9 protein-coding genes are annotated in these 12740 nt (G+C 58.5%); 5 read left to right on the plus strand and 4 right to left on the minus strand.

Translation table 11 applies throughout. From position 1 onward, the window contains the following. Nucleotides 1-71 precede the first annotated feature (71 nt). The 4 genes from glyQ (at nt 72) to ACM530_RS09755 (ending at nt 4468) form a co-directional block, all read left to right on the plus strand. A complete protein-coding gene (glyQ, locus tag ACM530_RS09740) occupies nt 72-1025 on the plus strand; it encodes a glycine--tRNA ligase subunit alpha (protein ID WP_003187265.1) in 954 nt (317 codons plus the stop codon). After that, on the plus strand, nt 1022-3076 hold the full coding sequence (glyS, locus tag ACM530_RS09745) for a glycine--tRNA ligase subunit beta (protein ID WP_416364674.1): 2055 nt from the start codon (nt 1022-1024) through the stop codon (nt 3074-3076). Before glyQ ends, glyS begins: the two co-directional genes overlap by 4 nt. Next, entirely contained in the window at nt 3076-3615 is a 540-nt protein-coding gene (gmhB, locus tag ACM530_RS09750; protein ID WP_177410061.1) for a D-glycero-beta-D-manno-heptose 1,7-bisphosphate 7-phosphatase, read from the plus strand. Before glyS ends, gmhB begins: the two co-directional genes overlap by 1 nt. A gap of 82 nt (nt 3616-3697) precedes the next feature. Then, the gene (locus ACM530_RS09755; RefSeq protein WP_106575978.1) at nt 3698-4468 is read left to right on the plus strand and encodes a lysophospholipid acyltransferase family protein; all 771 of its coding nucleotides are present in this window, start codon (nt 3698-3700) and stop codon (nt 4466-4468) included. Between the two features lie 181 nt (nt 4469-4649). On the opposite strand, the gene ACM530_RS09760 is transcribed toward ACM530_RS09755, so the two are convergent. After that, a complete protein-coding gene (locus tag ACM530_RS09760) occupies nt 4650-6911 on the minus strand; it encodes a CHASE2 domain-containing protein (protein WP_416364675.1) in 2262 nt (753 codons plus the stop codon). Nucleotides 6912-7244: 333 nt separating this feature from the next. On the opposite strand from ACM530_RS09760, the gene ACM530_RS09765 reads away from it, so the two are divergent. After that, the gene (locus ACM530_RS09765; RefSeq protein ID WP_242200576.1) at nt 7245-7970 is read left to right on the plus strand and encodes a response regulator transcription factor; all 726 of its coding nucleotides are present in this window, start codon (nt 7245-7247) and stop codon (nt 7968-7970) included. 103 nt (nt 7971-8073) lie between these two features. Here the strand turns inward: ACM530_RS09765 and gyrB are convergent, their stop codons facing one another. From gyrB to dnaN, 3 genes are read right to left on the minus strand one after another with little or no spacing between them, the layout of a single operon-like run. Then, nucleotides 8074-10491 (minus strand): DNA topoisomerase (ATP-hydrolyzing) subunit B, encoded by a 2418-nt coding sequence (gyrB, locus tag ACM530_RS09770; protein WP_145158421.1) that lies wholly within the window; start codon nt 10489-10491, stop codon nt 8074-8076. 4 nt (nt 10492-10495) lie between these two features. Next, on the minus strand, nt 10496-11599 hold the full coding sequence (gene recF, locus ACM530_RS09775) for a DNA replication/repair protein RecF (protein WP_010565854.1): 1104 nt from the start codon (nt 11597-11599) through the stop codon (nt 10496-10498). A gap of 20 nt (nt 11600-11619) precedes the next feature. Continuing rightward, entirely contained in the window at nt 11620-12723 is a 1104-nt protein-coding gene (gene dnaN / locus ACM530_RS09780) for a DNA polymerase III subunit beta (RefSeq protein ID WP_083355987.1), read from the minus strand. Between the last annotated feature and the right edge of the window lie 17 nt (nt 12724-12740).

Below are 12740 nucleotides of genomic sequence, written 5' to 3' on the forward strand. Positions count from 1 at the left end.
GGGATGGTGGCGCGGCCGAATCGGGTATACTCCCGCTCTTTAAATCGCAGCCCAAGTAACAGGTGAATTTCGTGAGCCAGCCTACGCCAGCCGTGCGTACCTTCCAAGACTTGATCCTCGCCCTCCAGCAATACTGGGCCGAGCAAGGTTGTGTGGTACTTCAGCCCTACGATATGGAAGTAGGCGCCGGCACTTTCCACACCGCTACATTCCTGCGGGCCATTGGCCCGGAAACCTGGAACGCCGCTTATGTGCAGCCCAGTCGTCGCCCGACTGACGGCCGCTACGGCGAAAACCCGAACCGCCTGCAGCACTACTACCAGTTCCAGGTGGTACTCAAGCCTAACCCGGACAACTTCCAGGAGCTGTACCTGGGCTCGCTGAAACATGTCGGCCTGGACCCACTGGTGCACGACATCCGTTTCGTCGAAGACAACTGGGAATCGCCGACCCTGGGCGCCTGGGGCCTGGGCTGGGAAGTCTGGCTCAACGGCATGGAAGTGACGCAGTTCACTTACTTCCAGCAAGCGGGCGGCATCGAGTGCTACCCGGTGACCGGCGAGATCACTTACGGCCTCGAGCGCCTGGCCATGTACCTGCAAGGCGTGGACTCGGTCTACGACCTGGTGTGGGCTGACGGTCCGTTCGGCAAAGTCACCTATGGCGATGTGTTCCATCAGAACGAAGTGGAGCAGTCCACTTACAACTTCGAACACGCCAACGTCGACAAGCTGTTCGAGCTGTTCGACTTCTATGAAAGCGAAGCCAAGCGCCTGATCGAACTCGACCAGCCGCTGCCGTTGCCAAGCTATGAAATGGTGTTGAAGGCCTCCCATACCTTCAACCTGCTGGATGCCCGCCGTGCCATCTCGGTCACCGCGCGCCAGCAATACATCCTGCGTGTACGCACCCTGGCGCGTTCCGTCGCCCAAGCCTACTTGCTGGCTCGCGCCAAGCTGGGCTTCCCGATGGCAACCCCGGATCTGCGTGATGAAGTGTTGGCTAAGCTGGAGGCTGCACAATGAGTGCTCAAGATTTTTTGGTTGAACTGGGCACCGAAGAGCTGCCGCCCAAGGCACTCAACACCCTGGCCGAGGCGTTCCTGGCCGGTATTGAAAAAGGCCTGCACACAGCCGGCCTGAAGTTCGCTGCGAAAAAAGTCTACGCCGCGCCACGTCGCCTGGCTGTGTTGCTGACCGCGCTGGAAACCCAGCAGCCGGACCGCAGCATCAACCTCGACGGCCCGCCGCGCCAAGCCGCTTTCGATGCGGAAGGTAACCCGACTCAAGCAGCCCTGGGTTTTGCCAAGAAGTGCGGCGTCGAGCTGAGCGAGATCGACCAGAGCGGCCCGAAACTGCGTTTCAGCCAGGTCATCACCGGCAAGCCGACGGCGAGCCTGTTGCCGACCATCGTTGAAGATTCCCTCAACGACCTGCCGATCCCCAAGCGCATGCGCTGGGGTGCTCGCAAAGAAGAATTCGTACGCCCAACCCAATGGCTGGTGATGCTGCTCGGTGACCAGGTCATCGACTGCACCATCCTCGCTCAAAAGGCGGGCCGTGATTCGCGTGGTCACCGCTTCCACCACCCAGAAGCCGTGCGCATCACTTCGCCCGCCAACTATGCCGCCGACCTGCGCGCCGCTTACGTGCTGGCCGATGCCAATGAGCGTCGTGAGCTGATCAGCAAGCGCACCGAAGAGCTGGCCCGCCTGCAGGAAGGCACCGCCATCGTGCCGCCAAGCCTGCTCGACGAAGTGACCGCGCTGGTTGAATGGCCAGTGCCGCTGGTGTGCTCGTTCGAAGAGCGTTTCCTCGACGTGCCGCAAGAAGCGCTGATCACCACCATGCAGGACAACCAGAAGTACTTCTGCCTGCTGGACGTGGATGGCAAGTTGCTGCCGCGCTTTATCACTGTGGCCAACATCGAAAGCAAGGACCCGCAGCAGATCATCGCCGGTAACGAAAAAGTCGTGCGCCCGCGCCTGACCGACGCCGAGTTCTTCTTCAAGCAAGACAAGAAGCAGAAGCTCGAAGACTTCAACCTGCGCCTGCAAAACGTGGTGTTCCAGGAAAAACTTGGCAGCGTCTACGACAAAGCCGTGCGCGTTTCCAAGCTGGCGGCCTACATTGCGCCACGTATTGGTGGCGATGCTGCCTGGGCTGCCCGCGCTGGCTTGCTGTCCAAGTGCGACCTGGCCACCGAAATGGTCGGCGAGTTCCCGGAGATGCAAGGCGTTGCCGGTTACTACTACGCCCTCAACGACGGCGAGCCGGACGATGTAGCCCTGGCGCTGAACGAGCAGTACATGCCGCGCGGTGCCGGTGCTGAGCTGCCAACCACCTTGACCGGTGCGGCCGTGGCCATCGCCGACAAGCTGGATACCCTGGTGGGTATCTTCGGTATCGGCATGTTGCCCACCGGCAGCAAAGACCCGTACGCCCTGCGCCGTGCTGCCTTGGGCGTGCTGCGTATCCTGATCGACAAAAAGCTTGACCTCGACCTGACCCAGGCCGTGGTGTTTGCGGTCGGCCAGTTCGGTGGCAAGGTCAAGCAAGCCGGTTTGGCCGAGCAAGTGCTGGAGTTCGTGTTCGACCGCCTGCGTGCGCGTTACGAAGACGAAGGCGTGGATGTTTCGGTGTACCTGTCGGTCCGTGCCCTGCAACCGGGTTCGGCGTTGGACTTCGATCAGCGTGTGCAGGCCGTACAGGCTTTCCGCAAGCTGCCGGAAGCCGATGCGCTGGCTGCCGTGAACAAGCGCGTGTCGAACCTGCTGAGCAAGGCCGACAACCTCGGCAATACCGAAGTCGACCCGTCCCTGTTTGCCGATGCCAAGGAGTTCTCGCTGAACTCGGCCATCGCCAAGGCCGAAAACGCAGTGAAGCCGCTGCTCGCTGAACGTAACTACGCCGAAGCTCTGGCGCGCCTGGCCACCTTGCGTGAGCCGGTGGATGCGTTCTTCGAAGCCGTGATGATCAATGCCGACGATGCCGGCGTGCGGAAAAACCGCTACGCCATGCTGGCGCGTCTGCGGGGTTTGTTCATCAACATCGCTGACATTTCCGTACTGGGCTGATCATGTTGAAACTGCTGATTCTCGATCGGGACGGAGTGATCAATTACGACTCCGACGCTTACATCAAGTCGGTGGCGGAATGGATTCCACTGCCCGGCTCGATCGAGGCCATCGCGCAGTTGAGCAAAGCCGGCTGGACGGTGGCCATCGCCACCAACCAGTCCGGCATCGCCCGTGGTTATTACGACATCGCCACCCTGGACGCCATGCACGCGCGCTTGCGCACGTTGGTGGCCGAGCAGGGCGGTGAGGTGGGGCTGGTGGTGTACTGCCCTCACGGGCCGGATGAGGGCTGCGATTGCCGCAAACCCAAGCCTGGCATGTTGAAAACCATTGCAGAACATTACAAGGTGCCCTTGGCTGGGCTATGGTTCGTCGGGGACAGCCTCGGTGACCTGGAGGCGGCCAAAGCCGTCGACTCTCAGCCAGTTTTGGTTAAGACCGGGAAAGGCGAAAAGACCCAGGCGAAAGACCTGCCGGTAGGCACTTTGATTTTTGACGATCTGGCGGCGGTTGCCGCAGAACTTATCAACAACTAGCCGCCCTCGACTTCCTGACCAAGGACTGTTCGGGAGTGCGCTTTTAACAGGCGGGCCGTGTCCCGCAACGGTAAATGCCGCCATGTCGATCTTGCAGGCCATCAGAACCTTTTTCTTTTACCTGCTGCTGGGCACCAGTTCGTTTCTCTGGTGCACCCTGAGCTTTTTTATTGCGCCGTTCCTGCCGTTCAAGGCGCGCTATCGCTTTATCAACGTTTATTGGTGCCGCTGCGCGTTGTGGCTGACCAAGGTGTTCCTGAACATCCGTTTCGAAGTGAAGGGCGCTGAAAACGTCCCGGAGCAGCCCTGCGTGATTCTGTCGAACCACCAGAGCACCTGGGAAACGTTCTTCCTCTCCGCGTACTTTTCGCCGTTGAGCCAGGTGCTCAAGCGCGAGCTGCTGTATGTGCCGTTCTTTGGCTGGGCCATGGCCATGTTGCGCCCGATCGCCATTGATCGTGACAACCCCAAGGCGGCGCTCAAGCACGTCGCCAAAAAAGGCGATGAGTTGCTCAAGGATGGCGTTTGGGTACTGATCTTTCCGGAAGGTACGCGTGTGCCTTACGGCACCGTAGGCAAATTCTCGCGGGGCGGCACCGCTTTGGCGGTGAATGCCAACCTGCCGGTATTGCCGATTGCGCATAACGCCGGCAAGTTCTGGCCGAAGACCGGTTGGGCCAAACGCGCAGGCACCATCACGGTAGTGATTGGCGAGCCGATGTACGCAGAAGGCGAAGGGCCACGTGCGATTGCAGCATTGAATGACCGCGCTGCAGCGTGGAATGAAGCGCAGCAACGGGCCATGGGTTCATTGCCTCCCGAGCCTGTGGTGGTAGAGACGCCGGCGATTTGAGCTTCTGTGGATAACCTGTGTACGGTTTGTTGGCGAATCGCCGTTTTTGGTTCGTAAGAAGCTGATTTACTTACATATTTCTCAAGCTAATAAAATCGCGAAAAACGTGCATAAGTTTTTTGCGCATTAAAAAACCGGTCTTTTTGACCGGTTTTTTATGCACAGCAGAAAACCAGGGTTTTCACGTATCGAGCAGGGGCAGTTTCAGGCTGAAGGTCGAGCCCTTGCCTAACTCGCTCTCGCACAGAATACGGCCGCCATGGCGCTCAATCACGGCTTTGACCATGGTCAGCCCCAAACCCAAACCCTCACTGCCCTGGGCTGAATCGAAGCGTCGGTACTGGCTGAACAGCTCCGGCAAATCCCCAGGCGCGATGCCCAGTCCCTGATCGCTGATGCGACATTCCAACCAACCTTGCGCGCTGCCGTGGCTCAGCGTGACGGTGGTGCCTGACGGGGAGTACTTGATGGCGTTTTCCAGCACGTTGAACAGCGCCCGGGTCAGCAATGATTGATCGGCTGACACCATGCCCTCATCCGCCTCATCCAAGTCGTGTACCAAGTGAATGCCCTTGAGCTGCGCGATCACTGCCACCTGGTCAAAGGCATCCATGACCAGCATGGCAAATAGCGTTGGCTGGAAGTGGTAGCCGTCGGCTTCGGCTTTGGCCAACTGCACGAAGGATTCGGTGAGGCTCAATGCGCGTTTCACCTGTTGTTCGATCTGGGCAAATATCGGTGAATCGCCGTTGTGCACATCCAGCAACGCCAGGATCGCCGAGTGCGGCGCACGCAGGTCATGGGACAGGAAGCGCAACATCGTCTCGCGGTGTTGTTGGGCTTCACGCTCCTTGCTCAAGTCGGTAAGGCTCAGCAGCCAGCCAAGGGCGACATCACCTTCGGCCGGCAGCAAGGGTGCCAGCTCCATGCGCAGGCTGCGCTGGTGGATATCACGGAACTCGATAAGCTGCAGCGCCGACAGGGCAGGGCGAACGCCGTTATGCAGCGGCGGGTAGCCGAGGTCGGCGAGTTGTTCCAATAGATTTGTGGCCACCAGATCGTTGCCGAACACCTCACGGGCGACGCGGTTGGCCAGCAGGATGCTGCCGTGGGGATCGGTAATCAGAGTCGCCACCGGCAGGCACTCCAACCCGTCCGCCATAAATCGCCGCGTGTCGCGCGTGCGGCTTACCGCCTGCTCAAGCGCAAAGATGCGCCCCTGCAACACGTCACCTTTGCTGGCGGGCGCACGGCGGCGCTCGGGCAGCACTTTGGGTTCGTTATCCAGGCGTGCCAGTTCCCAGCCGAAGTAAGCAAGGATCACGCTCAGGCGGCGCCAATTCCAGATCAGGTAGCTGAGCAGCAGCCCGATCAGACACGCTGCAGGTGACCACCAATGCCCCAGGCGCAGCAAGGCCCATGAGCCGAGCAGTGCGGTGACCATGCAAGCCAGGGTCATCCACAGTGCATAGCGCGGCCGATACAACAGCAGCCCCAGCAGCAACGCCACCAGCGATGCGGCCATCAGTGCGGCAAGCCAGCCTGGAAGATCGACGATGCTGCGCCCCAGCAGCAATCCATTGAGGATGTTGGCCTGGATCTCCACTCCGGCCGTGGAGCCCACTGTGGAGGAGAGGGGCGTGACAAAGCGATCACCCATTCCATAGGCCGTGGCACCGACCAATATCAACCGACCACGCAACACGTCGGGCGGTACCTCGCCCTGTAATACGCTGACGTAGGACACGCTGGGAAAGTGGCCCTGCGCGGTGTAAGGAACACGAACCGCGTGTTCACGATGCCAATGCTGACCGTCAGGTTCCTTGGCGAGCCCCGGCATGGGTGAGGTTTGCCCACTCAACGTATAGGCAAGCCATGCCAGCTGCGCAAGCGTGTTGCCGGGCGGGCCCTCGCGCATATACAGGCTGCGTACCACACCATCGTTATCGGCTTCGACATTGATCTGGCCCATGCCTTTGGCACATTTGAGCAGTGGCAACAGTTGCTCATCCGCCGCGTCGGAACTCGCCGTGGGCAACAACACATTGCCGGCCTTGCACACCGCGTCGGCCAGTCGTTGGTCATCCGCCGCATCGCCGGGCTCGCTGAAGATCACATCAAACAATATGCCTGCCGGTAGAGCAGCACTGAGCCGGTCAATCAGGTCAGCATGCACGCTGCGCGGCCAAGGCCACTGGCCTAGCTTTTTCAGGCTCTGGTCATCAATGGTCACCAGCAGGATCCGTGAATCGACCGGCAATGGGGTCAGGCGACGAAGGCTGTCGTACAGCGGGTTATTGAGGGCCAGGCCTGGGCTCAAGGACAGGTAAACAGTGAAGGGCAGCAGAACCAGGCCAATCAATAGCCACTCGCGTATCAAACCGTGGAACAGCAGTTGTGCTCGAGTGGGTTGGCGTTTTTCGGATTTGCGCCACAGCATCACCGGGCCACCGTCGCAGGCGTGTAGAGGTGTCGAGAGTGGATAGTTGAACGCGCCATATGCCCCGGCCTCTCCCTTTTCGATATGAGCGGTGTACTGAACCCAGTGAAGCTCATATCGGTCTCACTGTTAGACTTTCCTGAGCGATTCATGCTGAACCTTTTCCTTACGGGCAGGAGTGGGTATCTTTCCTCCAAGGTATCGAGGTCTTCCAACGGATTAAAGGCTCTTTGATATCAGCGTATCGATAGATTCATGGTCCGCTGAATCTGACCACAATTATTCAGATTCGATGGCCGGCATTTGCGCCGTTTTTTTAGTAGAAGGGACCCACCCATGCGTGTCGCAATACTGGATGACGAGCCCGCTGAGTTGCGCCGGGTTGAGCAGACACTGCGACAGATTCCCAGCACCGCGGAACAGCCGTGGTCCGTGCATTGCTTCGAGCGTGGTGAAGACCTGCTACGCCAACTGCGCCGGGAAACCTTTGACTTGCTGATACTCGACTGGCAGCTGCCCGACATCACGGGTATCGCGCTGCTGCGCTGGACCCGCGAGCACATGGAGTCACCGCCCGCCGTGATCATGCTCACCAGTCGGGACGCCGAGAGCGACATCGTCACGGCGCTGAACAGTGGGGCGGATGATTACGTCAGCAAACCCTTCCGGCCCAATGAACTGAAAGCCCGGATCACGGCCGTGCTGCGTCGCCATGGTCTGCAAAAATCGACGGCCCATGAAGTGCAGAGCTTCAACGATCTGACCTTTGACGATGCTGAGCTGACCGTCACTCGTGCGGGCAAACCTATCAACCTGACTGAGCGTGAATACCGCTTGGCCAGTTGCTTGTTCGCCAATCTGGCGCGCCCATTGTCTCGTGAATATCTGTATGAACGGTTCTGGTCTCATGAGGAGATGGTCTCCTCGCGGCCGCTGGACACGCATATCTATCGCCTGCGCAACAAGCTGGGACTGACGGCCGACCGTGGCTGGCAACTGCTGACAATCTACGGATACGGTTATCGGTTGGAGAGTGTGGCGGCGGTAAACCCGGGCCAATAAGCTCGATGTTCCACGTGGAGCATTATAAAAACTGCTTTTTCAGACCCAATAAAAAAGGCCAACGCTGAGCGTTGGCCTTTTTGTTTTAGCAGGCTGACCTGAATCAGAAGTCCAGGTTGGACACTGCCAAGGCATTGCTTTCGATGAAGTCACGGCGAGGTTCGACCGCATCACCCATCAGGGTGTTGAAGATCTGGTCTGCGCCAATGGCGTCTTCGATGGTCACGCGCAACATACGACGCTGAGCTGGGTCCATGGTGGTTTCCCACAGCTGATCCGGGTTCATTTCGCCCAGACCTTTGTATCGCTGAATGGTGTGACGCTTGGTGCTTTCCGCCATCAGCCAATCAAGGGCTTCTTTGAATTCCTTGACCTGCTTCTTGCGTTCGCCGCGCTGAATGTAAGCACCGTCGTCCAGCAGGGTGCTCAATTGCGCGCCGAGGGTAACGACGGTTTTGTAGTCGTTACTGCCGAAGAAGTCGCGGTTGAAGGTGACGTAGTTCGACAAGCCGTGGGAGATCAACTCGACCTCCGGCAGCCACACGTTACGCTCACGGTCTTCACGCAGGCTGGCTTTGTACACCAGGCCAGACTTCTCGACGGTACGCAGGCGCACTTCGTACTGGGCCAGCCAATCCTGCATCGCTGCATGATCGCCCAACTGCTCCAGGCTGACGGCCGGCAGGTAGATGAAGTGCTCGGTCAGCTCCTGAGGGTACAGGCGCGACAGACGCTTGAGAGTCTTCATGACCATGCGGAAATCGTTAACCAGACGCTCCAGCGACTCACCAGAGATACCCGGAGCTTCGTCGTTCAAGTGCAGGCTGGCATCTTCCAGGGCCGACTGCGTCATGTACTCTTCCATGGCGTCGTCGTCTTTGATGTATTGCTCTTGCTTGCCTTTTTTCACTTTGTACAACGGCGGCTGAGCGATGTAGATATAGCCACGCTCAATCAGCTCCGGCAACTGACGGAAGAAGAAGGTCAGCAGCAGGGTACGGATGTGCGAACCGTCGACGTCAGCATCGGTCATGATGATGATGTTGTGGTAGCGCAGCTTGTCGATGTTGTACTCGTCGCGGCCGATACCGCAGCCCAGGGCTGTGATCAACGTGCCGACTTCCTGAGAGGAAATCATCTTATCGAAGCGGGCTTTCTCAACGTTGAGGATCTTACCCTTCAACGGCAGGATCGCCTGGGTGCGACGGTTACGACCCTGCTTGGCGGAACCGCCAGCAGAGTCACCTTCCACCAGGTACAGCTCGGAGAGGGCAGGGTCCTTCTCCTGGCAGTCTGCCAATTTGCCCGGCAGGCCGGCGATATCCAGCGCGCCTTTACGACGGGTCATCTCACGGGCTTTACGCGCCGCTTCACGCGCACGTGCAGCGTCGATCATCTTGCCGACAACCAGCTTGGCTTCGTTCGGGTTCTCCAGCAGGAAGTCGGAGAAGTATTTGCCCATCTCCTGTTCCACAGCGGTCTTCACTTCGGAAGACACCAGCTTGTCTTTGGTCTGGGAGCTGAACTTGGGATCTGGCACTTTCACCGAGATAATCGCGGTCAGGCCTTCACGTGCGTCGTCACCGGTGGTGGCGACCTTGTGCTTCTTGGCCAAGCCTTCGGCTTCGATGTAGGTGTTCAGGTTACGCGTCAACGCCGAACGGAAACCCACCAAGTGAGTGCCGCCATCACGCTGAGGAATGTTGTTGGTGAAGCACAACAGGTTCTCGTTGAAGCTGTCGTTCCACTGCAGGGCGATTTCTACGCCGATGCCATCTTCACGCTGGATGTTGAAGTGGAACACCTGGTTGACCGCAGTCTTGTTGGTGTTCAGGTATTCAACAAACGCACGCAGACCGCCTTCGTACTTGAACAGCTCTTCCTTGCCGCTGCGCTCGTCCTTGAGAACGATGCCCACACCGGAGTTGAGGAAGGACAGTTCACGAATACGCTTGGCCAGGATGTCCCAGCTGAAGTGGATATTCTTGAAGGTTTCAGCCGATGGCTTGAAGTGGATCTGCGTACCAGTGGATTCGCTGTCACCGACGATTTTCATCGGCTCTTGTGGCACGCCGTGCACGTAAGTCTGTTCCCAGATCTTGCCGCTACGGCGAACGGTCAGAATCAGCTCTTCCGACAAAGCGTTCACTACCGACACACCTACACCGTGCAAACCGCCGGAGACTTTATAGGAGTTGTCGTCGAACTTACCGCCGGCGTGGAGCACGGTCATGATGACCTCTGCCGCCGAAACGCCTTCCTCTTTGTGCACGTCTACCGGAATGCCGCGACCGTTGTCGCGCACGGTGATGGACTCATCCGGGTGGATGATGATGCTGATGTCGTCGCAGTGACCGGCCAACGCTTCGTCGATGGAGTTGTCGACCACCTCGAACACCATGTGGTGCAGACCGCTACCATCATCGGTGTCGCCAATGTACATACCGGGACGTTTGCGTACGGCATCCAAACCTTTCAGCACTTTAATGCTGGTCGAGTCGTACGTGTTTTCTTCGCTCATGCCTTCACTCCCGATGGTCGTGGGTCTGGGTGATACGGCCTTGTTCCACGTGGAACAAAGCGACTGGCGTTTCCGTCTGCCAGCCTTCCCTCAATAATTCGTGGTCTACACAGGTAATGAATACCTGGCAGCGTAAGTCTTCCAACAAGCGGCATAACGCACGGCGGTGTTGCTCGTCGAGTTCGGACGGCAAGTCATCCACCAGATAAATACACTGACCGCGTCGGGCTTGGCTAACCAAATGCCCCTGGGCGATACGCAGTGCGCACACCACCAACTTCTGCTGACCGCGGGACAAGATATCCGCGGCATTATGTGCGCCTAATCTAAGACGCAGATCAGCCCGTTGGGGGCCTGCCTGGGTATGGCCAATTTGCTGATCCCGTTGCAAGGACGTGGCGAGCACTGCGCTCAGCTCACGCTCTTTATCCCAACCACGGTAGTAGCTCAGCGTCAGACCCTCGAGATCCAACAACTCACTCAAGGTCTGCTCAAAGACTGGTTTCAAGGCTTTGATATAGGCGCGGCGGTATTCATCTATTTCGTCGCTGGCCAGGCACAGTTCCCGGTCCCAGGCTGCTTGCGAAGCGGCGTCAAGTGTACCATGCCGCAGCCATGAGTTCCGCTGCCGCAGGGCCTTCTGCAGGCGCTGCCAAGTGGCCATGAAACGCGGTTCCACGTGGAACACTCCCCAATCGAGGAATTGCCTGCGGATCTTCGGTGCACCTTCCAACAGACGGAAGCTGTCGGGGTTGATCAACTGCAGAGGCAGAATTTCCGCCAACTGGGCAGCGCTGCGAGCATTTTGCCCGTCAATGCGAATTTGAAATTCCCCGCCGCGATCACGAGATATTCCCAGGCTGCTGTGTCCGCCTTCAGCCAATTCAACTTGGCCAAATACAGTGCATGCCAACTGCTCGTATTGAATCACCGGCAAAAGACGTGCACTGCGAAAAGAACGGGCGAGCCCCAGCAAATGAATGGCTTCCAGCACGCTGGTTTTGCCACTGCCGTTGGCGCCGTGGAGGATATTGATGCGGGGGGAGGGGGAGAAGGTCACCGGGTGCAGATTGCGCACCGCGGTGACCGAGACGCGACTGAGGGACATCTAGCTTCTGCTGAGCATGATTACAGGCGCATCGGCATAACTACGTAAGCCGAGTCGTCGTTATCAGATTCTTGCACCAGGGCGCTGCTGTTGGAGTCCGACAGAATCAGGCGAACCTGTTCGGTGGTCATTACGCCCAGCACGTCCAACAAATAGCTGACGTTGAAGCCGATCTCCAGCGAGCCGCCGTTGTAGTCAACGCCTACTTCTTCTTCCGCTTCTTCCTGCTCAGGGTTATTCGCCTGAATTTTCAACTGACCATTGGCCAGTTGCAGACGGATACCGCGGTACTTCTCGTTCGACAGAATTGCGGTACGGCTGAACGCTTCGCGCAAGGCCTGACGATCGCCGATCACCAGCTTGTCGCCACCTTTAGGCAGCACGCGCTCGTAATCCGGGAATTTGCCGTCGACCAACTTGGACGTGAAGGTGAATTCACTGGTAGTGGCGCGAATGTGGTGCTGGCCCAGAACGATGCTGACGTTGCCGTCCGGCTCGGTGAGCAGACGCGCCAACTCCAGGATACCTTTACGCGGAACAATCACTTGGTGGCGATCTGGCTGACCAATATCGGCACGCATGGAGCACATCGCCAACCGGTGACCGTCGGTGGCCACGGCGCGGATGATGCCTTCAGAGACTTCCAGCAACATACCGTTGAGGTAGTAGCGAACATCCTGCTGGGCCATGGCGAAGCTGGTGCGCTCGATCAAACGGCGCAGTTTGCTTTGTTCCAGGCTGCAGGTCAGCGAGCCAGGGCCTTCTTCGACGGTCGGGAAGTCATTGGCTGGCAAGGTGGACAGCGTAAAACGGCTGCGGCCGGCCTTGACCACCAACTTCTGCTCATCGACCTTGATGTCGATCAGCGCTTCGTTTGGCAAGCTTTTGCAGATATCCATCAGCTTGCGCGCGGGTACGGTGATCTCGCCCGGCTCAGCAGGCTCTTCCAGCTGCACGCGGCCGACCAGCTCGACTTCAAGGTCGGTACCGGTCAAGGACAATTGCTGACCTTCGACAACCAGCAATACGTTTGAGAGCACCGGCAAGGTCTGTCGGCGCTCGACGACGCCTGCGACCAGTTGCAGGGGTTTCAACAGGGCTTCGCGTTGAATGGTGAAATGCATGGTCTAGTCCCTTGCCT

This window comes from Pseudomonas sp. NFX183 (assembly GCF_047943075.1).
Taxonomy (GTDB): domain Bacteria; phylum Pseudomonadota; class Gammaproteobacteria; order Pseudomonadales; family Pseudomonadaceae; genus Aquipseudomonas.